At 51.4% G+C, this 20,659-nt stretch carries 17 protein-coding genes; 10 read left to right on the plus strand and 7 right to left on the minus strand.

The annotated features are described in order from the left end of the window. Positions 1 to 65 precede the first annotated feature (65 nt). From uvrC to porW, 4 genes are all read right to left on the minus strand, one after another. Positions 66 to 1,877: an excinuclease ABC subunit UvrC gene (gene uvrC / locus EHT87_RS24840; protein ID WP_124909366.1), complete on the minus strand. Its 1,812-nt coding sequence runs from the start codon at positions 1,875 to 1,877 to the stop codon at positions 66 to 68. Between the two features lie 70 nt (positions 1,878 to 1,947). Continuing rightward, positions 1,948 to 3,075, minus strand: a complete 1,128-nt coding sequence (locus EHT87_RS24845; RefSeq protein WP_124909367.1) for a glycerate kinase — start codon at positions 3,073 to 3,075, stop codon at positions 1,948 to 1,950. Beyond that, a complete protein-coding gene (locus EHT87_RS24850) occupies positions 3,075 to 5,426 on the minus strand; it encodes a penicillin-binding protein 1A (RefSeq protein WP_124909368.1) in 2,352 nt (783 codons plus the stop codon). The genes EHT87_RS24845 and EHT87_RS24850 overlap by 1 nt, the downstream gene beginning before the upstream one ends. Positions 5,427 to 5,502: 76 nt before the next feature. Beyond that, on the minus strand, positions 5,503 to 7,626 hold the full coding sequence (gene porW, locus EHT87_RS24855) for a type IX secretion system periplasmic lipoprotein PorW/SprE (RefSeq protein WP_229321331.1): 2,124 nt from the start codon (positions 7,624 to 7,626) through the stop codon (positions 5,503 to 5,505). Between the two features lie 246 nt (positions 7,627 to 7,872). On the opposite strand from porW, the gene EHT87_RS24860 reads away from it, so the two are divergent. From EHT87_RS24860 to EHT87_RS24890, 7 genes are all read left to right on the plus strand, one after another. After that, the gene (locus tag EHT87_RS24860) at positions 7,873 to 8,127 is read left to right on the plus strand and encodes an AtpZ/AtpI family protein (RefSeq protein ID WP_124909370.1); all 255 of its coding nucleotides are present in this window, start codon (positions 7,873 to 7,875) and stop codon (positions 8,125 to 8,127) included. Between the two features lies 1 nt (position 8,128). Beyond that, a complete protein-coding gene (locus tag EHT87_RS24865; protein WP_124909371.1) occupies positions 8,129 to 8,491 on the plus strand; it encodes a hypothetical protein in 363 nt (120 codons plus the stop codon). Positions 8,492 to 8,510: 19 nt separating this feature from the next. Then, positions 8,511 to 9,605, plus strand: coding sequence for a F0F1 ATP synthase subunit A (gene atpB, locus EHT87_RS24870; RefSeq protein WP_124909372.1), 1,095 nt, complete (start codon positions 8,511 to 8,513; stop codon positions 9,603 to 9,605). A gap of 61 nt (positions 9,606 to 9,666) precedes the next feature. Then, entirely contained in the window at positions 9,667 to 9,924 is a 258-nt protein-coding gene (gene atpE, locus EHT87_RS24875) for an ATP synthase F0 subunit C (RefSeq protein ID WP_114404108.1), read from the plus strand. Positions 9,925 to 10,079: 155 nt separating this feature from the next. Then, complete coding sequence (gene atpF, locus EHT87_RS24880; RefSeq protein WP_124909373.1) at positions 10,080 to 10,574, plus strand: F0F1 ATP synthase subunit B; 495 nt, start codon at positions 10,080 to 10,082, stop codon at positions 10,572 to 10,574. A gap of 85 nt (positions 10,575 to 10,659) precedes the next feature. Continuing rightward, positions 10,660 to 11,196, plus strand: a complete 537-nt coding sequence (atpH, locus tag EHT87_RS24885) for an ATP synthase F1 subunit delta (protein ID WP_124909374.1) — start codon at positions 10,660 to 10,662, stop codon at positions 11,194 to 11,196. Positions 11,197 to 11,363: 167 nt separating this feature from the next. Next, positions 11,364 to 12,422, plus strand: a complete 1,059-nt coding sequence (locus tag EHT87_RS24890; protein WP_124909375.1) for a CHC2 zinc finger domain-containing protein — start codon at positions 11,364 to 11,366, stop codon at positions 12,420 to 12,422. 3 nt (positions 12,423 to 12,425) lie between these two features. On the opposite strand, the gene EHT87_RS24895 is transcribed toward EHT87_RS24890, so the two are convergent. After that, positions 12,426 to 12,866 (minus strand): GNAT family N-acetyltransferase, encoded by a 441-nt coding sequence (locus EHT87_RS24895; RefSeq protein ID WP_124909376.1) that lies wholly within the window; start codon positions 12,864 to 12,866, stop codon positions 12,426 to 12,428. Between the two features lie 87 nt (positions 12,867 to 12,953). Between EHT87_RS24895 and EHT87_RS24900 the strand changes: the two genes are divergently transcribed. After that, positions 12,954 to 14,189: a DUF6786 family protein gene (locus tag EHT87_RS24900; protein WP_124909377.1), complete on the plus strand. Its 1,236-nt coding sequence runs from the start codon at positions 12,954 to 12,956 to the stop codon at positions 14,187 to 14,189. Between the two features lie 28 nt (positions 14,190 to 14,217). Here EHT87_RS24900 and EHT87_RS24905 read toward each other — a convergent pair whose 3' ends face one another. Beyond that, positions 14,218 to 16,149, minus strand: a complete 1,932-nt coding sequence (locus tag EHT87_RS24905; protein ID WP_124909378.1) for a D-apionate lactonase family protein — start codon at positions 16,147 to 16,149, stop codon at positions 14,218 to 14,220. 3 nt (positions 16,150 to 16,152) lie between these two features. Then, the gene (locus EHT87_RS24910; RefSeq protein ID WP_124909379.1) at positions 16,153 to 16,803 is read right to left on the minus strand and encodes a Rossmann-fold NAD(P)-binding domain-containing protein; all 651 of its coding nucleotides are present in this window, start codon (positions 16,801 to 16,803) and stop codon (positions 16,153 to 16,155) included. 83 nt (positions 16,804 to 16,886) lie between these two features. Here EHT87_RS24910 and EHT87_RS24915 point away from each other — a divergent pair, with 83 nt between their 5' ends. Together EHT87_RS24915 and EHT87_RS24920 are read left to right on the plus strand one after the other, a co-directional pair. Beyond that, the gene (locus EHT87_RS24915) at positions 16,887 to 19,355 is read left to right on the plus strand and encodes a TonB-dependent receptor plug domain-containing protein (protein WP_124909380.1); all 2,469 of its coding nucleotides are present in this window, start codon (positions 16,887 to 16,889) and stop codon (positions 19,353 to 19,355) included. Positions 19,356 to 19,477: 122 nt separating this feature from the next. Further along, positions 19,478 to 20,515, plus strand: a complete 1,038-nt coding sequence (locus EHT87_RS24920) for an SMP-30/gluconolactonase/LRE family protein (protein ID WP_124909381.1) — start codon at positions 19,478 to 19,480, stop codon at positions 20,513 to 20,515. Positions 20,516 to 20,659: the final 144 nt, after the last annotated feature.

Here is a 20,659-nt window from a genome sequence, read left to right on the forward strand (position 1 = left end):
TAGAAAAAGGGAAGCCAACGCTTCCCTTTTTTCATGCTCTATTCCGATCTGGGTCGCCTGAATCCTTACGACTGATCGATCGTTTCAAAATATTGCTTGACTTTCTGCGCTTTATCGGCGCCCACAACGGTGGCAATATCATCGATTGGGGCCTCCCGAATCTTTTTGACACCCTTGAAATACTTCAATAGTTTAGCGGCCGTCTTTTTGCCAATACCTTCAATGTTCTCCAGTTCACTGATGAGGCTATTCCGGCTGCGTTTATCGCGGTGATAGGTAATGGCAAACCGGTGGGCTTCGTCCCGGATGCGCTGGATCAGCTTCAACGATTCCGATTTTTTATCAATATACAGCGGAAGGCTGTCTTCCGGAAAATAGATTTCCTCCAGCCGCTTGGCAATGCCGATGATGGGTACCTGGCCGTATAAGTTCAATTCCTTCAGGGCTTCACAGGCTGCACTCAATTGGCCTTTGCCCCCGTCGATCACGATCAAATCCGGCAAACCGGTTTGCTCGTCCAGGACGCGGATATACCGGCGGCTGACGACTTCGTGCATCGATGCAAAATCGTTGGGACCCACTACCGTTTTAATGGAAAAATGGCGGTAATTTTTCGGCGACGGTTTTCCATCAATAAAGCAAACCATGGCTGATACCGGGTTCGTCCCCTGAATATTGGAGTTATCGAAACACTCGATGCGGTTGGGCAACGTTTTGAGTTGTAAATCCTGCTTCAGACGAATCAAAACCCGGTCTTTTTTACTGGCATTACCCGTTGCTTCGGCAGCAGCACGCTCGGCCCGTTCCCGGCGGAAATACAGCACGTTTTTCATCGACATGTCGAGCAGCTTCTTTTTGTCGCCAATCTGCGGAACTGTGATTTCGGCTTTCAGATCGGCCTCCAACGGAATATTGGTGATGATCTCTTTGGCTTCACTGCCGTACTGCGTCCGGAATTCAACGATCAGCATCGTGAGCAGGTCAAGATCCGTTTCGTCAAGCTTCTTTTTAACTTCAACGGTATTGGTCTGCGTAATGGTGCCGTTCACCACTTTCATGAAATTGATATAAGCCGCCGTTTCATCCGAAGCAATCGTAAAGACATCCGCATCCGAGATTTTGGGATTGACAACGGTCGATTTACTTTGAAAGTTTTGCAATACATTCAGCTTCTCCTTGTAGTGCTGAGCCTGCTCGAACGCCAGTTGATTGGCCGATTCCAGCATTCGGTCTTTGAAGTAATTCTGCGCCGGAGCAACGTTACCCTTTAAAATGGAATGTATCTGGTCAACATCTTTTAAATACTCATTTTCACTGACCAAACCTTCACAGGGTCCTTTGCAGTTGCCGATGTGGTATTCCAGACAAACCTTGAATTTTTTGGCTTCGATATTCTCCGGCGAAAGGTTGAGGTTACAGGTACGCAGCGTAAACAGCTGGCTGAACATTTCCAGCAGGGTGTACATGGGCCTCAACTGGGCGTATGGGCCATAAAACGTGCCCAGCTTACGGTCGATGCGACGGGTGGTCTGCACCCGCGGAAAATGCTCGTTCGTAACGCAGATGAAGGGGTACGTTTTGTCGTCGCGCAGCAGAATGTTATAGCGGGGCTGAAACCGCTTGATCAACTGGTTTTCCAGTAAAAGCGCATCGAATTCCGTATGAACAATGGTAAACTCGATCTTTCGGATCTGGCTGACCAGTCGCTGTGTTTTGCGGTCGTGCTGGTTGGATTTAACGAAATAGCTACTGACCCGGTTTTTAAGATCTTTCGCTTTTCCGACATAAATCACCTCCCCCGACGCATCGAAATACCGGTAAACGCCCGGTTCATGCGGAACCTTCGCCAGTTCCTGTTTATAATCAAATTCGGCCATACTCTTTTGCGGGAAATGGGAACGCGGATTGGACGGACTGAACCGATTTATACGACGCAAAGAATGCTATTCAATCCGCGTTCCTGATAAACAAACGGAGTACATTAAAAGTTGTGTGACTAACCGCTTCATAAGCAGAAGAAAGGGCTTCGTCGAGCGATTGGGGATGGGTCAAAACCGAGAAAGCAGCCGTCAGGCCGAGCGCCTTGATATCGTCCGGCGATGCCTCGAGCGTCCCACAGAGCGCAATCGTTGGAACAGCGGCTTTTTGGGCTTGCCGCGCAATACCGCTGATCAATTTCCCCTGTAACGTCTGGTGGTCCATTTTGCCTTCGCCGGTCAAAACCAGATTGGTGCCTTGTAAATGCGCTGCGAAATGGGTTTGCTCCATAACAACGTTTACGCCTTCTTTCAGGGTCGCTTTTAGAAAGAATAGCGCACCGGCCCCCAGACCCCCAGCCGCCCCGGCACCCGGTATGTCGGCCAGATCGATACCAAAATGGCGGTGAATGACACGGGCCAGATGACGCAGCCCCTGATCCAATTCTTCAACTTCCCCGGCCGATGCGCCTTTCTGCGGACCGTAAATAAAGGCCGCACCGTTGGGTCCATACAAGGGATTCGTCACATCACAGGCGACATCGACGGTCAGATTCAGGGGCAAAGCGGGGGGAATAAGCTGGTCAATTTGCCGCAATGCTTCACCGCAGGGTTGAACCGGATGGCCGCTTTTATCTAAAAACTGCCACCCCAAAGCAGCCGCCATACCAATGCCGGCATCGTTGGTGGCGCTGCCGCCAATACCGAGTATAAGCTGGGTAACGCCCCGGCTTATCGCATCACGAATCAGTTGGCCCGTACCAAAAGTGCTTGCTTTCAGCGGATTATACTCGCTGCGTTGAAGCTGTCGCAAGCCCGAAGCTTGTGACATATCAATGAAAGCCGTCCGGCAATCGGATGAAATCCCGTACGAAGCCTGAACCGTTCGGCCGAGTGCGTCGGCAACCGGAATCGTAATCCATTCACCGCCGGTTGTTAGCGTCAAAATTTCGGCCGTTCCCTCTCCACCATCCGCCATTGGCAACGCCACAATTTCGGCGTCAGGATGCGCTAGCCGAACACCCTCCGTCATGGCATCGCAAACCTGCCGGGCCGTCAGCGACCCTTTAAATTTATCCGGAGCGAGCAGGATTTTCATCAATTCAGAATTTCTTCTTCTTCCGACTCTACAACTTTCGGCGGAATGTAACGCTGGCTGGAGTCGATCGAACCGCCCCCACAATCCAGCGAAAGATTGAAACCGTCGGGTTTTCGGAAAGGTACTTTGGGATACGAACGTCTGAGCGTGGGGTCGGCATACACCTTCTGCATATACATGCCCCAGGCGGGCATGGCAACCCGGGCACCCTGTCCCAAAGCCATGTCGCGAAAGTGAATGCTCCGGTCATCACCGCCAACCCATAACCCCGACACCAGATTTTGCGTCATTCCCATAAACCAGCCATCGGAGTAACTGGACGTCGTACCGGTTTTGGCCGCAATTTCATTACCGCCTTCCAGCAGTTTATACTGCGTGCGGAGCCGTTGTGACGTTCCATCGGGGTCTTCCACCGCGCCACGCATCAGATACAGCATCTGGTAGGCGGTATTGGCGTTGATCACCAGTTTGTTTTCGGGGAAAAAACTGGTCAGCAGGTTGCCATTTTTATCTTCAATCCGCAAAACCGTCAGCGGTTTAACCCGGTATCCGGCATTGGCGAACGTACAATAGGCGGCCACCATTTCAAACACCGACACATCACTTGTTCCCAGACACAAAGTCGGGTTTGCAGTCAAGTCACTTTCAATACCCAGTTTGTGCGCATACTCGACGACGGAAGCGGATTTAGCCTGTTTAATCAGATGTGCACTGACCGAATTGATCGAACGACCCAAAGCCTGACGTAAGGAAAGTTGCTGATAACTGTATTTGCCGTTTGAGTTTTTGGGGACCCAGGCCCGGGGGCCGTTATGATCCTCATACGGTTCAAACCGTACGGGCTGGTCGGTGATTCGATCGCAGGGCGTCAAAAAATTCTTATCGATGGCGGTCAGGTATAAAAACGGCTTGAACGTCGAACCCGGCTGGCGTTTGGCCTGCTTGACGTGGTCGAATTTGAAATACTTGAAGTTGATACCGCCCACCCACGCCTTCACGTGGCCGTTGCGCGGGTCCATCGACATAAACCCGACATTCAAAAACCGTTTGTAATACCGGATCGAATCGAGCGGACTCATTACAGTATCTTTCTCATTGCGCCGTCCTCCGTAGACGAATACCTTCATCTTCACCGGTTTTCGCATTTCCGCCCAAATGGCTTTTTCATCATCGCCGTATTCTTTTTTCAAGGCAATGTAGCGCGGAGTCCGTTTGGCTACCTGCTCGATAAAACCCGGTATTTCACGGTAAGCACCTCCAATTTTCTGAGTCCACGGATTCCGGCCCCGCCAGTGCTCGTAGAATTTCCGCTGCTGCTCCCGCATGTGTTCATACACGGACTCTTCCGCAGCTTTCTGAAGCCGGGAGTCGATGGTTGTATAAATTTTTAAGCCACTGGTTTCCAGATCTTTCTCGTCGTCCGGATTGGCTTCATTGTACTCATCCAACCACTTTTGAATATCGTTTTTGATGACGGAACGGAAGTAAGCCGCCCGGCCGGTATTCTGGTTTTCGATGTTGAAATCGAGTTTGATCGGCTTCAACTTATACAGCGCAAACTGGTCGTCGGTCAGAAAACCGTATTTCCGCATCTGAAACAGCACCACGTTCCGGCGCAGGAGTGAACGCTCTTCGTACAGACGCGGATTGAACCGCGACGGATTCTGAAGCATTCCCACCAGCAGGGCCGCTTCTTCGACGTTCAACTGCCAGGGTTCTTTGTTAAAGTACGTTTTGGCCGCGGTTTTGATCCCGAAGGTGTTATTGCCAAACGACACCGTGTTCAGGTACATCATCAGAATTTCCTGTTTGGTGTAGTTTCGCTCCAGCCGCACGGCCAGAATCCACTCTTTGGTCTTGTCAATGATGACACGCACGTAGGGAATACTGCCGAAGACGCCCCGGTATTTTTCAGTTCGGGTTTCAAACAGGTTTTTGGCAACTTGCTGCGTAAGCGTGCTGCCCCCGCCCGAACTGCTCCGGCCCGTCAGCACGCCATTGATGGCCCGAAAAATACTGCGGGCGTCGATGCCGGAATGTTTCACAAACCGGGCATCTTCGGTGGCCATCAGGGCTGAAATGACATTCGGAGAAACCTGGGAAATTTCAATTGGAGTCCGGTTTTCGAGGTAATATTTACTGAGCAGAACGCCATCTTCCGTATAAATTTCCGAAGCCAGATAGCTCTGCGGATTTTCGAGTGCTTTCAGGCTGGGCATTCCACCAAACAGCCACAGAAAATTGAAACTAACCGCAACGATGTAAAGAACCAGCAGGACAATACCCGCCAGGGTCAGTTTCCAGAGTCTTGCAATCAGGCGTCGATACAGACCCGGTTGTAACTCAAACATAGGGGAATCAGGGATTAAACTTGATACTGGTTTATGCTGCCGCTTTTGTCAAATGTACACATTTTAACCAAAACCGCTACTTCCGTTTAGCCGTTGGCTGCTCGGCGGCTATCTGCATTTCTCGCACTTTCGGCAACAAAGAACTGGTTGGGTAATCGCGGATGAATTCGATCAGTGCCTGACGGTAGGGCTCAACACCCCGCACTTTGCCAATCAGGATGACACGCAGTACGGCCATTTTATCTTCAATCAGACTACCGGTTAGGGCACTCATGGCGGTTTCGGCCCGGCTCAGGGCTTCACTCAAATTATTGGCTTTGTAGAGATTGTAGATTTCCGTATAAACGCGCTGCGCTTCGGTCTCGCCGGTTGCCGTATGGGCCCCGGTCGTACCGGTTTTTCCGACCTGCCGGGCATAGGACGAGGTTGGGAATTCCGCCAGCAGCTTTTCCTTCCAAGTAGAGGTGCGGTTCAACTGATCATTCGAAACCATCAGCAAATAATAAACCTCTGGTTTGACGCCGGTATTCGGATACCGGGTCAGCAAGGTTTCGAAAGTTGGAATGGCTTGATCCGGCTGATTGAATTGAAATTTATACAATTTGCCCAGGTGATAATACGCATTTTCCAACCGCTGATTGGACAGTTTCAACGCTTCCGGACTAAAGGGAATGGTCGCATATAGGGCGTCTTTCTGAGCTTTTCGCTCGGCGGCCGACAAAACGCCCGAACTGGAACTTTCCGGCCCATTGGCATTGAGAGCGGTTCCGGTTTGGGGCGGAGAATCGACCGCTCCAATTTGCGCCGAAGATTCTTTTTGGCTTCGACGCCAGTTGTCTTCCAGTTGGCGGGTTCCCCACTTCTGCATAAATTCCGTCCGGCCCTGCGTAACCATGATGGGATTGTACAAAAGCCACCGTTGATCGGCCGGAATATCTGACGAAGTCGCCGGGCGATTGGCCGCCTGAGTGGCAATTTCCTGAGCCCGGGCCAGCAGAGCCTGCTGCTGTTTCTGTTTGCGGTCGATGGCTTCATTCAGATGCTGGTCGAGGGCGGCCGGATTCATTTGGGCCAGTTTTTGCAGGCTGTCTTCGGTCTGAATGGTTTGTTGCTGCTCAACGAATTCATCCAGAAACACTTTCCGATTGGCCAGGGCTTTATAATCCGCGGATTGTTGGGGCAACAAAGCCAGTGCGCTGTCGTAATACGCTTTGGCGGTTGGGAAATTCTGTAATTTTTCGAAATACAGCTTTCCCATTTCCTGGTAGGTATACGGAATCTGGCTCGTGTTGGAAGTGGTTTCGTGGATTGATTTCTTCCAGTATTCGATGGCTTTCGGGTAGCGTCCATTCCGCGCTTCCAGCAGCCCCATCGTGTAGTAAATCTTGTCTTTCAGGTCGGTATTTTTCCGGTCATTCAACATGCGGGTAAACCGTTCGTTGCTGGTGCGCCCGCCCTGAATGGAGTAAATGGTGGCATAAAACGACTGCTCGTAGGTGGGCCGGTTTTTTAATACCTGGCGATAGTGGGCTATGGCCTGTTCCGGTTTTCCGGTCAGATCATACAGTTGACCGGCAATCAGATGCAAACGGGCGGTCGTTTCACCTTTTTTCAGGAAAGGAAAGGTGGCATCCAGCAAAGCCGCCGACACCGCGTATTCCTGTTTCTGCTGGTGTAAATACGCTTTCGTTAAATAATAGTCCCGTGTATTGGCCTTATTAAGTGGTTGAACACGAAGGTATTCCGCCACATTTAAACCGTTTGTGTAGGCACCGGTTTCCACGTAGGTTCGCATGAGGCCAATCAACGCTTCGTGTTTTTCATCCTCGCCTTCGCCCTTGGTATTGACATATTTAAACACCTCCATGGCATTGCCATAATCCTGGCGATACAAGCGGGCGGTGCCTAATAGTATATAGCTATTATCCAGCCATTTGCTATTCTGGTGGCGCTCCGCTACCAGCGATGCCTTCTTGATGGCGTCGTCCAGTTGTGCTTTTACAGGTTCTAACCTGGTGGAATCGAGCGGCAGCAGAATGGGCAGGGGCTGGTTGTAATTTTCCTGGTACGTTTTATGCTGATAGCGCTCCACTTCCCGAAGCCGGTCGCGGGCAATCAGGTAGGCGTTGTAGCGGGCGTTCAGGTTATGATAGGCGACCGGGAGCTTCTTCTGGCTGTATTGTGAACAGCTGCTGACCAAAACCAGGACAACAACCGATAGGAAGCAGGACCGGAATTGGTCAGCTACAGAATACGTAGGGAAATATCGGTTGAAAAACCCGCCTTGCATGGAAAAGAGTAATATTCTTGGTAACCGCCGGAAGGCTTTCTACCTTCGCGGAACCAACACTGAATAGTAACGTCGTCAACGCAAAAACCGTATCGAAAAACGTGCCACTCAGACAAAAATACGAAATAACTGACATCAAAACCGAGGACTTGCCGTATGGAACCCGATAAATTCAATTCTGATGAGCCGGAAAAGCCGTTCAGGAAGGCCACCCGCAAAACCAGTTCTTTTGTACAATATTCAGCGATCGGCTTTCAGATGCTGGCCACAATTGGCCTGGGCGTTTGGGGCGGTATTAAACTGGACGAATGGCAGGGCAACCAAAAGCCCATCTGGACGCTCGTATTATCGCTGGTAGCCATTGGTTCGTCGTTGTATCTTTTTATTCGAAGTTTACCCAAACAGCCCTGATATGCGCTACAGCATTGGGGCCACCGCCCTGTTGGCAATTGTATTTTTTATAGCCGAACAGTATGGAGCTGCTGCCTGGCTTCATCCGTACTGGAAATTTATGCTCATTTTTTTTCTGAGCATTTCATTCCTGATTCACCGGCTCATGGAGGTTGGTTTTCAGAATAATCGCGAAAAATTCATTCCGTTTTACATGGCTACCATCGTGGCCCGGCTGATCTTGTGCCTGGTATTTGTCGGGTTCTTTTTGTGGCATGGCGTCCATGGTGTCAAACTGTTTATCCTGGACTTTCTTGCACTATATATATTTTATACAGCCTTTGAAATCTACATTTTGAGTCGTAACTTGCGACGCGGTTTGTAACACATACCATTTACTTCATATGATGCGTTTCCGGATTCATACGTTTTTTTTAAGTATTGTATTGTTTCTGAGTACGTTGGTGTCGGTCAATGCGCAACACGAGGAGCATGCTGACCACAACGCGGCAGAAGGAAAGAAGAAATTTAATGTGGGCGACATGATCATGCACCACATCAAGGACGATCATGGCTGGGAATTTGCGCACGGCTTAACGCTCCCTTTACCGGTCATTCTGTATACGCAGGATGGCGGGCTGGACGTGTTTTCGTCTTCGCACTTCGCTCATGAAGCCACCTACAACGGCTACGTAAAAGAACACAATAAAATATACCGTGCCGGAGCCAATGGCGAAGCCGATAAGTCGATCAAAGTATACGATTTCTCCATCACGAAAAACGTAGCGTCTCTCCTGTTGAGTGCGGTTTTGCTTTTAGTTGTATTTTTCTCCGTTCGCAACGGCTATGAGAAAAACAAAGGCAAGGCACCCAAAGGATTGCAGTCTTTTCTGGAACCGGTTATTCTGTTTGTTCGCGACGAGATTGCCAAACCGAACATCGGTCCCAAATACGGACGGTATCTGCCGTTCCTGCTGACGCTGTTTTTCTTCATTCTTTTCAACAACCTGCTGGGACTTCTGCCGGGCGGTGCCAACCTGACCGGCAACATCGCTATCACGATGACGCTGGCCGTTATCACCTTCCTGATTGTTAACCTGAGCGGCAACAAGCATTACTGGGCTCACCTTTTCAAACCTACCGGTGTTCCGGTGGCGCTGCTGCCCATCATGATTCCGGTCGAAATCGTGGGTGTGTTCATGAAGCCCTTCTCCCTGATGGTTCGGTTGTTTGCCAACATCACGGCGGGCCACATCATTATTCTGAGCTTGCTGGGCTTGATTTTCATTGCCAAGGATCTGGGCGGTTCCGGCATGGGGTGGGGCGTTAGCCCGCTCATCATCGTGTTCTCGCTGTTCATGAACCTGATCGAGTTGCTGGTTGCGTTCCTGCAAGCATTCATTTTTACCCTGCTTTCGTCGATGTACATCGGCAGTGCGATTGAAGACCATCACGAAGCCGACCATGGTGTGGGCTACGAAGGCCCGCAAGCGCATTAAGATTGGGTATTGCCGTTAATTCAGTTGTATTTTTTGTTTAACCATAAATTGTTTTTCGAGCATGTTTGCAATGTTGCTCTCTATTCTTCTGGAAGCTACAGGTAGCTTCGCAGTAATGGGTGCCGCCATTGGCGCAGGTCTGGCCGCTATCGGTGCAGGTCTGGGTATTGGTCGTATTGGTGGTTCGGCGATGGAAGGTATCGCCCGCCAACCGGAAGCCGCTGGTCGGATTCAAACCGCGATGTTGATCATCGCAGCGTTGATCGAGGCCGTGGCTCTGTTCGCAGCCGTTATCTGTCTGCTGATTTCACTGGGTTAACCAGTCGATAAGCACTCGAGTCGCCGGTTGCATTAGGCGTCGGCACACGACTCAAAAAACTGGAAAAAGCCCGTCGGTATGAACTAGTCAGCCGACGGGCTGATTTCAACAACAAGCGAATTTATCCTATTCATATATCCTAATTTCGAAAATCCATGGATCTGCTGATTCCTGATATTGGGTTGTTATTCTGGATGGTAGTCGTTTTCGGACTGCTGTATTTTATCCTGTCAAAATTTGCCTGGACACCGATTACGGAAAGTCTGAAAGAACGGGAAGACGATATTCAGAAAGCCCTGGATATGGCCGAAAAAACCCGGATCGAAATGGCCAAACTGCAAGCCGACAACCAGAAGTTGCTGGCCGAGGCCCGCGCTGAACGCGATGCCATTTTGCGGGGCGCTAAAGAAACCGCCGACCGGGTCATTGCCGAATCGCGCGACCGGGCAACCGAAGAAGGCAATCGGATTATTCTGAAAGCCCGCGAAGAATTGCAGACGGAGCGTCAGGCGATGGTGGCTGAAGTGAAACGCGAAGTGATCGAACTGTCACTCGACATTGCTGAAAAAGTACTGAAGAGAGAACTGAGCGATAAGAAATCACAGGAAGAACTTGTTAAAAGTCTCGTTGCAGAAGCACGGTTAAATTAAGAGTTCAGAAGTAAGAGTGAAGAGTTTGCCGCCCGATCGGTTAGCTGACGCGTTCACTCTTACTTCTGAACTCACCACTCATAAGATGGCAGAATCTACAGTTGCATTCCGATACGCTAAATCGCTGATCGACCTGGCGAAGGAGAAGCAGAAAGTCGAAGAAGTGTACAAGGATATGTTGTTTTTCCTGGACGTGGTTCGCAAAAACCGCGACTTGATGCTGGCGCTGAAAAGTCCGATTTTGCGCCATGAAAAGAAAATGGCCGTTTTACGGGCTATCTTTGAAAGCCGCGTCGATCCGTTATCGTTTCTGATCTTCAATATCATTACGAAGAAAAACCGGGAAGGTATCATGGATAGCATTGCCGACGAATTCGTTCGGCAGTACAATGATTTGAAAGGAATCCAGAAGATTCGGGTGATCACAACGCTGCCCCTGACGGAAGAAATTCGCAAGGAATTCATCGGTGTCGTTGGCAAAGCGACCGGCAAGCAAATCGAACTGGAAGAGCAAATTGATCCGAAACTGATCGGCGGTTATGTTCTCCGCATCGGCGACCGGCAGATCGATGCCTCGATCCGCAACCAGTTGGCCGAATTGCGCCTGAGCTTCCTGAATTAGTTTTTGAGACAAAAGAGCATAGACAAGAGATTTGAGACAATTGCCAACTGACGTCTAAATCTTTTCTCTTACGTCTCACTTCTTTACTCCATAAAAAACCGGACATCGAAGCACCTGCTTTGATGTCCGGTTTTTTATGTTAACATGCAGGGTAAAATGGTAACTACATGGATCTGCTAACGCCAACCCGAGCCATCGACATAGTCCGGGTTGTGAGGGATTTGGGGTATGAGCTGCACGAAAACCGCAAAATCGTGTGTCCATTTCACGTTGAGAAAACGCCCTCGCTGGTTATTTATCCGCAAACTAACTCGTATCACTGCTTCGGTTGCGGCAAACACGGCGATGTGATCAGCTTCTATGCCGGGATTGCTCATCTGGATTATACGGCGGCCATGCACGAGCTGGCCTTCAATTACCTGCCGGAGTATAATCCGGAATTGTATAAAAAAGGGCATCTGAAAAAAATACAGTCGGCGGTGGTCGCCAAGCCGGAGAAAATCGCCTTGCCATCGGATACAAACGCTTACGTTTACAAGCCACTGCATAGCGATATCTACGAAGCTTTTCAGCGGGTTTGTGAAGGACAACCCCCAACGGATGTGCGGGCAGAAGCCTGGCAGTATTTGGCTGGCCGGGGTTTTTCAGAGTCGACGTTGCGGAAGTTTCGCCTTTTTACGGTCAACGACTACCAGTCGGCACAATCCTTTTTACGGAAGACCTATAACCTCCTGGATTTGCAGGAATGCGGCTTATTCAACGAGAAGGGAAACCTGATTTTCTACCGCCATCCGATCATCATTCCGTATTACCGGAAAAACCGCATCGTATTTTTGCAAGGCCGGCTCATCGGGCGTCCCACCGATTCAACATCCCGGTATCAGTTTTTGAGCGGTGTTCCCGTGGAGTTGTTCAATGCCGACGTGGTAGACCTCATTAAAACCGGCCAAACGCTGTATGTGACCGAAGGCGCGCTGGATTGCATGACACTCATGCAGGAAGGAATGCCCGCCGTTAGTCTGGGAAGTGCGACGATGTTCAAACGGGAATGGATGAAACTCTTCCGCCGTTTTGAAATTTGCTTCTATTTCGACAATGATGCCGCCGGGCAAAAAGCCGCCCGGGAATACGGCGACTTGTTCAGCCAATACCGCATTTCGACCCGAACAAAAACGGTTAAAGAGGGCTACAAAGACGTGAATGACTACTTTTCGAAACGCGACTAGCGGTTATTGAAACTCCTTCACAAACTTGAAATGCGACGGACGGAACGTAAGGTTCTGGTAAAACCGGTGTGTGTGGGTCCGTTTCTGGTTGGCCGTCACTTCCAGATTGACAAAACCGTGTGCGTCGGCCAATTGCTCCAAAGCCGCCACGAGTTGTCGGCCAATCTGGTGATTCCGGTATTCCGGCACAACATACAACTCCTGAATTTCGCCGACTTTGCCGGTATGATGAAGCAGGTATTGAACGTGACAACTGATGAAACCAACTACTTCATCGTTGACTTCGGCGACCAAATAATGCACCCGACAATCGGAAAGGTTGCGCTGAAATACCGCCCGGAAGGCCACAGCGTTTAATTGAGTTTCTTCCAGTTCACACAGAAACCGGTAAATGGTTCCAACATCCTGAGAATCAGCCGGACGAATATGGGCATTGAAGTTCATGGTCGCAGAAAGATTAGGTAAGGTTTTCGGGAAGTGGATAAGAACTGGTTAAATTTCGGGAAATTCTGACGAATCCTAAGCCTACTTATGAAAAAAATAAACTATTTGGCCATTTTGCCCTTGCTGGCGGGCACTGTGGCCTGCCAATCTACCTCTTCTGACGACAATACTTCCCAAAACGACACAACCCAAACCACTATGTTTGCCTCCGACGCGGCTTTTCTCCAGAAACACCACCCCGATTTAGTGACACTACAAGATGGTAAAGCGCAGGTATTGATTTGTCCGGCGTATCAGGGCCGGGTGATGACGAGCACGGCCGATGGGCAAACCAGCTACGGCTGGATTAACCGCGAACTGATCCAATCGGGCAAACTCATGCCGCACATGAATGCGTTCGGCGGAGAAGACCGCTTCTGGCTGGGGCCGGAGGGTGGGCAGTTTGCCATTTATTTCAAACCCGGCGCTCCATTCAATGGGGATGAATGGCAAACGCCCGCGCCCATCGATTCCGAACCCTTCACGATCGCATCCAAAGACGAGCATTCGGCCCGTTTTACGAGGGATTTTCAGTTGACCAATTATTCCGGGACCCGGTTCAGCGTGGGCGTTGAACGCGAAGTGCACCTGCTGCGTCCGGAACAGATTAGTCAGGCGCTGGGCGCATCGGGCGTTCCTCTGAGCGATTCGCTGAAAATTGTTGGTGTGGAGTCCGTCAACACGTTGGTTAACAAGGGGAAAGAAGCCTGGGCGAAGGAGAAAGGATTGCTGTCGGTCTGGATTTTGGGGATGTTCAATGCTTCGCCGGAAGCGACGATTGTGGTGCCGTTTCAACCCGGTCCGGGCCAGGCCATTAATGACAGTTATTTTGGAAAGGTACCGGCGTCGCGGCTGGTCCTGACAGACCGTGTGGGTTTCTTCAAAGCGGATGCCAGGGCGCGCGGCAAGATTGGGGTGCCGCCGGCGCGGGCCAAAAACTGGCTCGGCAGCTACGATCCCAGTTCACAAACGCTGACGTTGGTTACCTTCACGTTCAATCCGGCTGATCGGGAATACGTCAATTCAGCCTGGGAAATTCAGAAAGAACCCTATGCGGGCGATGTCGTCAACTCCTACAACGACGGACCGATGAAACCCGGCCAGCCGCAAATGGGGAAATTCTACGAGCTGGAAAGTTCGTCGCCCGCAGCAGCCTTGCAACCCGGCGGTCGCCTGACGCACACCCACACGACGCTACACATTCAGGGCGACGACGCTCAATTGGATAAAATCGCCCGGCAGTGGCTGGGGGTTGCGCTGGAAGATATTGTCAATGCGTTTTGATATTCCTGAAACCGCCTGGTAACTTCAGCTAATCACTCGTTTCCCATTCCGCGAAAACCGTTGCGTAAGGCGCCAGGCGCAACCGCAACGGTTTCGCCTTTTCGGGGCTGAGACTTTGGGCCGATTCCTCCCAAAAGGAGGCTGGCGAAAAACAGGCTTTGGAAAATGAGGTTTCATCCAGTAGGCGCACGACGACCGTTCGGTTGACCGGAACGACAACCGTTTGCGGCTCATTGGTCAGATTCGCCAGCATCAAAACCGCTTTCGGGCCCTTTTGAAGACACAGGGCTTCTGCGTTAAGAGGCCGACTGCTGACGGTTGGAACAACCTGACCATCCCGAAAACCGTTTGCCAACCGAAAAACCCAGTACATCGGAAATACCATACCGGTTTCTGAAAAAAACTGGTCGGGATAAGCCGACGGAAAATCGCCCTGCATGATGCCCTGTTCACCAATCGTTTCGTAATACGTGACCGAACGGGCCTTTGCCTGAATCAGTTCCTTCAGGCTTGCCAGCGTCCAGGCGGCCCCAAACAAAGACATTTGCCGTGGATCGACGGAAAAGGGCATCTGATTCATCGCCGAATCCGGGGCTTTGCCGGTCACATCGGGATTGGAACGCGGTCGTAACGTAACGGGCGATACGTGCACGTTTGGAATCCAGTGGCGGGCATCCCGAACGGTGTCAGCTTGGGCCGACACATTTTCAATCAGCGTCAAAGTATCGATGGCATGGGCCTGCGGGCTGATCGCATAACTGATAAAATCGACGGTTTCGAGCGGTGGCGTCTGCCGGTTGACCGCAACGAAAAAAGCGTCGGTTCCGGCACCGATCTGCGCATTGGGAAAAGCCTGACGGATTGGCGAAACGACCTGCTCGAGTAACGACGCTGGCGTTGATTTGGCAAAATTACTGAAAATGGATACCGAGTAAACGAGTGACGGATCAACCGGTTCTTTCAGAAAACTATAAAGTTCATAATTGGCCAGTTGATTGAAGATCAGGGCGATTTCCAGCTTTAAATCGAGCTGAACGGCATCGTCGATGGCTTTTTGGTACGTTTCCGGCCAATCCGGTTTCTGAAAATTGACCTCGACCCGCAGGTGGTGAAAGCGGGCTTCTTTGAGCAGCTGGATAACCGGATCTGTTAAGACCTCCGGGTTGGCACCAAGTCCGATAACCGGTAGCGAAGCGCTCGGCGAGCCGAATGCAATGGTAATTTCGGCTGGATCCGCCTGAAAATCCAAGGGTCCGGAAACCGGTCCGATCAGCCGCAACTCAACCGATTGCTGAATCGTTTCACCGGTTTTAAGAGTGACCGGAAAGGGGCGTGCCGAGGGCGTACAATAGGTTTTGTAGGAAGCATCGGCCCAATTTCGCTGGTCTTCACTTTCAAAAATATCCCCGACAAACCACAACACCGCAGCACCACCGTTGACCGTAGGCCACTGCATTTCCCGGATCGTGAGAAAAGGCTGGTGCGGACTGATGGCCCGGGGAAAAGCCGCCACCGACTGGCTGCCATCGGGATGCGTCAGCGTGCAGGGTTGCCCGGCGCATTCAGGAATGGGATGCAGAACGCAAAAGCCAGCCCGGTTTCGGCTAAATTCGCTCAAAACCTCGCCGTCGATGGCAAAGTGAATCGTACCGTCCGGGTCGCCAGCAATCTCGCAGGTCCAGCGCAGATTGACGGTGGCATTTCGACACAGGCAGGTATACTGAATCCGGAACGAATCCGCCCACTGGTCAACCGTTTCGTTTTCGATGGTACAGGTTGCCGTGGCCCAGTTGTGATCGCGTACGGCGTGGTAAATCATGCGAACCACTTCGTGGTTACCCAGGCGAATATACCGCAGAAAACCGTTTTCATACAGCATGGTGAGCGGGCCGGCGCGCAGCGTACGGGGCTCTGCCAGCGGCCGCTGCCGACCGTAGCGAATCAGAGAAGGTGAATACATACTTTAAAAGTCCTGTAGCTGATCCGATTCAAAGACGTGTTTCCCCGTCAGATTCTGCTGGGCTTTCTGAAACATCGCGTTTGCTACACTTTCGCCTTTGATACCTTTGTATTTGGCCGGAATCAACGGATTGAAGAGCTTCGCAAGGCCAGCTCCGATTCGCTCGCCCAATCGCGGTTCCTTGCGTTCGCCCAGCAGGAGGGAAGGCCGAAAAATCAGAAAAGACGGATAGTGTAAAGCGGAAATATCGCGTTCCAGTTCACCCTTGACGCGGTTATAGAAAATGGACGAGCGGGGATTGGCCCCCATCGCCGAAACTAATAAAAATTGCCGGGCCTGGTTGACCAAAGCGCGTTGGGCAACGTCTAATGGATACTGATAATCGACTTTTCGAAATGCTTCTTTTGAACCCGCTATTTTCATCGTTGTGCCGAGGCAGCAGAAAACATCGTCGGCCTGGACGAGCAAACCGTTTGGATGATCGAAATCGTACTGAATTTCCTGTAAATGCGGGTGCTGCCAGCCCAGGGAATGACGAACCAGCACTTTTACTTTTTCGTAGACCGGAGAATCCACCAGGCGATGCGTCAACAGATTCCCGATCAGCCCGGTCGCTCCAACAACGAGCGCAGTTTTTGGTGTAAGATTGGCCATTTTTTAGGGTTGTTGGGCGTTAAGATTGCTAATTTATAGGCGAGTATTCGTTTTTTTGCCATAATAATTTGAAAAACTACTAAATGAATCTACTAAGTGCTTTGTTTCGGCAGTATGGCTGGATTTTGGCCGTACCGGTTTTGCTGGCTCTCCGTTTTACCGATGACACTTTCGCCGTTCGGCTGGTCGAGCGTTTGCGGGCGTTCAGTACGGCCTATCCAAAAGAAAAAGTATACGTTCAGACCGATAAACCGTACTACACCGTTGGCGAAACGATCTGGATGAAAGGTTATCTGTTCGATGGTCCGCTGCATCTGGCCGACTCGGTCAGCAAAGTTCTGTATGTGGATTTGTTGCAAATCGAGAGCCAGAAAATAGTCGTTCACCGAATTTTAAAAGCTGAAAACGGCTATGCCACCGGCGCTATTGTACTGGGCGATTCGTTACCGGCGGGCGGGTATGTGCTCCGCGCTTATACGGGCTGGATGCGGAATTTTCCGGAGGATTATTTCTTCACAAAACCGCTCACGATATTGCACACCGATACGGAAACCGCTCTAACGACGGGCAGTACACCCGCGGTGCTGCAACCCGATGTACAGTTTTTTCCGGAAGGCGGCCAACTGATCAACGGTATCGAGAGCCGGGTGGCCTTCAAAACCGTTAGTCCGTCGGGAAAAGGGCTGGAATCAAGCGGTTTTGTGCTGAGTTCGGCGGGCGATACCGTTACCGGATTTTCGGCCAAACATCGCGGTATGGGTTATTTTTCGATTAAACCGGAACCGGGCCAGCACTATACGGCTTTTGTCAATTTGAGCGATGGGAGCCGTTATCAATACGCGCTCCCGGAAGCCCGGCCGGAAGGCTATGTGCTGCTGGTCGATAATATTACCAATCGGGAAAATGTCAGGGTCTACGTCCGGAACAACAAACCCGCCAGTGCCCAGGGCCGTTTTACGCTCATTGCGCAGTCGCGGGGCAAAGAAATTCAGGTGGCTCAAGGTGATATGAGTAAAAAAGCGGTTGTCTTTCAAATTTCCCGCCAGTTGTTTCCGGAAGGCATTTCGCAATTTACCCTGTTCGATGAAACCAACCAGCCGGTTTGCGAACGTCTTGCTTTTATTGAAAAAAAAGACCGCCTGAACATTCGTTTAAAACCGTCTAAACCGACCTTTGGAGCGCGCGAAAAAGTTCAGGTGGAGGTTGCCGTGACCGATGCGTCGGGCGCTCCGGTTCGGGCCAATCTTTCGCTGGCGGCTACCGACGCCAGTCAGGTAGTGGAAAAAGAACCGTACGCGGCCAACCTGGTTTCGTATCTGCTGCTGGGCTCCGACCTGAAGGGCTTGATCGAGGAACCGGGTTATTATTTCGATCCGGCCAATAAAGAACGCTTGCCGGATCTGGATGTGCTCATGATGACGCAGGGCTGGCGTCAGTTTGTCTGGAAAGACGTGTTGCAGGATACGTATCCGGTCCCCGAACATCTGGTCGAAAACGGGCTGGTGCTGTCGGGGCAGGTGGTTCGGCCCAATCAGAAAACGCCCGGGAAGGTGACGCTGACGTTTTTGATTATGCACCCCGATAGTTCCCGTGATGTGTTGACGGGCGAAGCGGACGAGAACGGGCGATTTGGCGTATACGGTTTGAAATTCAACGATTCTACGCGTGTGATGATTCAGGCGGTGATGGGGAAAAATAACCGGAATGTGGAGATCAAACTCGATAATCTGGTGAATCCGACGGTTAAAATGACCCGGATTCCGTACAATCCGATCGTTTTCCAGCGTGATGAGCTGGCCGATTACCTGAAAAGAGCCAAAGAATACCAGGAAATCGAACGCCAGATTCGCCGGAACCGCGAAATTTTATTGAAGGAAGTAACCGTTCGCAAAAAACGGGAAGTGCCCATGGACTCACGGAAAATCTATGGGCAGGCCAGCAACACGATCAAAGTGGACCAAACCATGACCGGGGGTGCCCAGACGGTACTGGATCTGCTGCGGGGCCGGGTTGCTGGGGTCAACGTGTCCGGTAGTTCCATGAATCCGACCGTACAGATTCGCGGGTCGGCCAATTTTGCGGGCGTTGTTGAACCCTTGTTTACGATTGATGGCATGCCGGTTTCAAAAGAAAGTATCCTAACGGTTTCGGTCTACGATGTGGACTATATCGATGTGCTGAAAGGCGCTGCGGCCACTATATTCGGGAGCCGGGCGAGTGGCGGAGTCATTGCCGTATATACCAAACGGGGATCGCCCAATTACGATTACAGCAAGGAAAAAACACCCGGGACACTCGTGGCAACTCTACCGGGTTTTCAGACCGTTCGCGAGTTTTATGCTCCGCGATACGATGAAAACAAACCCGAACACGTCCGCCCGGACTACCGGCCAACCCTGCATTGGGCACCGATGATTCAGACCGGCGACGATGGCAAAGCTCAGGTCAGCTTCTTTGCTTCCGACGCCCGCACCACCATCCGCATCGTTGCCGAAGGCGCATCCACCGACGGACACCCGGGCGTCGGAAATGCCAGCGTGGAGGTGAAGTAATCCGTCAGTCCGGGGTCGCGGTTTTCTTCGACAGCACAACGGCTGGTGAATGCGAACGCTGAAAATCGAAAACCGTAAAAAATCGTAATTTGCCCCTGAATCCTAAAGCCTTACCGAAACGTATGAAAAAAAGTATCTTGTCGGTGCTGTTGACATCGCTCAGTTGTGTTGCAGTGGCCCAAACCAATTACCCGACCATCGGCTCCATTGAGCGCCTTGATCCTAAACTGGACGCGCTGATTCCCAAAGACGCCAGGATTGAAGTCCTGGCTTCCGGTTTTGTCTGGTCAGAAGGGCCGGTTTGGGTGAAAGATTCCGGCAGCGAGGGCGGCTATCTGCTTTTCTCGGACGTGCCCCAAAACACGGTGTACAAATGGACGGAAAAAGAAGGCTGTGTGCCGTTTATAAAACCATCGGGCTACACGGGTGTGGCTCACTACAGCGACGAACCGGGCAGCAATGGCCTGGCGCTGGACGGAAAAGGCCGGCTCATTTCGGCCGAACACGGCGACCGGCGCATCTCGGCGCTTGTGCTGGCGGGTGGATCAGGTGGCAAAAAAACGCTGGCTGACAATTATATGGGCAAACGCTTCAACAGCCCCAACGATGTGGCACCCCATTCGAACGGGAGTGTCTATTTTACGGACCCGCCATACGGCCTGCCGGATCGGGAAAAAGACACCAAAGCGCGTGAACTGGACGTTTTTGGGGTATACCGGGTGACGCCCGACAACAAAGTTACGCTTATTATCAACGACCTGACCCGCCCGAACGGTATCGCATTTTCGCCCGACGAAAAAACGCTGTACATCGGACAGTCTGACCCCCAAAAACCGTACGTTATGGCGTATCCGGTGCAGACGGACGGAACCGTGGGCAAAGGCCGGATTTTTTACGACGCCACCGAGGGAATGAAACAGAATTTGCAGGGCGTGCCGGACGGCCTGAAAGTGGACAAAAATGGCAACGTGTGGACGAGCGGCCCGGGCGGGATTGTCATCATAGCGCCCGACCGGAACGATGGGCCGGGTAAACTACTGGGTCGCATCCGAACCGGAGCCGCCACCGCCAATTGTGCCTTTGGCAACGACGGCTCTACGCTGTACATCACGGCCGATATGTACCTGATTCGGGTGAAAACGCTGGCAAAAGGCCTTTAAGAAACGCCCATCAGGCGTTCATTTCAGTTTTGGACCGTTCAGCCACCCGGGGAGACCCGAATAAAATTCAAGGAGGCAAACCGGTTATTTTATTCGTAACTCTTCACGCATAATTCTTAACTCTAATCCTTATCTCGTTATATT

The organism is Larkinella knui (assembly GCF_003858645.1).
Lineage (GTDB): Bacteria > Bacteroidota > Bacteroidia > Cytophagales > Spirosomataceae > Larkinella > Larkinella knui.

Coding starts and splice junctions, on each gene's coding strand:
- EHT87_RS24865 (WP_124909371.1), top strand. CDS start 8,129: ATGCGCTACAGCATTGGGGCCACCGCCCTGTTGGCAATTGTATTTTTT.
- atpB (WP_124909372.1), top strand. CDS start 8,511: ATGATGCGTTTCCGGATTCATACGTTTTTTTTAAGTATTGTATTGTTT.
- EHT87_RS24905 (WP_124909378.1), bottom strand. CDS start 16,149: ATGTATTCACCTTCTCTGATTCGCTACGGTCGGCAGCGGCCGCTGGCA.
- EHT87_RS24890 (WP_124909375.1), top strand. CDS start 11,364: ATGGATCTGCTAACGCCAACCCGAGCCATCGACATAGTCCGGGTTGTG.
- atpE (WP_114404108.1), top strand. CDS start 9,667: ATGTTTGCAATGTTGCTCTCTATTCTTCTGGAAGCTACAGGTAGCTTC.
- EHT87_RS24915 (WP_124909380.1), top strand. CDS start 16,887: ATGAATCTACTAAGTGCTTTGTTTCGGCAGTATGGCTGGATTTTGGCC.
- EHT87_RS24845 (WP_124909367.1), bottom strand. CDS start 3,075: ATGAAAATCCTGCTCGCTCCGGATAAATTTAAAGGGTCGCTGACGGCC.
- atpH (WP_124909374.1), top strand. CDS start 10,660: ATGGCAGAATCTACAGTTGCATTCCGATACGCTAAATCGCTGATCGAC.
- atpF (WP_124909373.1), top strand. CDS start 10,080: ATGGATCTGCTGATTCCTGATATTGGGTTGTTATTCTGGATGGTAGTC.
- EHT87_RS24850 (WP_124909368.1), bottom strand. CDS start 5,426: ATGTTTGAGTTACAACCGGGTCTGTATCGACGCCTGATTGCAAGACTC.
- EHT87_RS24920 (WP_124909381.1), top strand. CDS start 19,478: ATGAAAAAAAGTATCTTGTCGGTGCTGTTGACATCGCTCAGTTGTGTT.
- EHT87_RS24900 (WP_124909377.1), top strand. CDS start 12,954: ATGAAAAAAATAAACTATTTGGCCATTTTGCCCTTGCTGGCGGGCACT.
- EHT87_RS24860 (WP_124909370.1), top strand. CDS start 7,873: ATGGAACCCGATAAATTCAATTCTGATGAGCCGGAAAAGCCGTTCAGG.
- EHT87_RS24910 (WP_124909379.1), bottom strand. CDS start 16,803: ATGGCCAATCTTACACCAAAAACTGCGCTCGTTGTTGGAGCGACCGGG.
- EHT87_RS24895 (WP_124909376.1), bottom strand. CDS start 12,866: ATGAACTTCAATGCCCATATTCGTCCGGCTGATTCTCAGGATGTTGGA.
- uvrC (WP_124909366.1), bottom strand. CDS start 1,877: ATGGCCGAATTTGATTATAAACAGGAACTGGCGAAGGTTCCGCATGAA.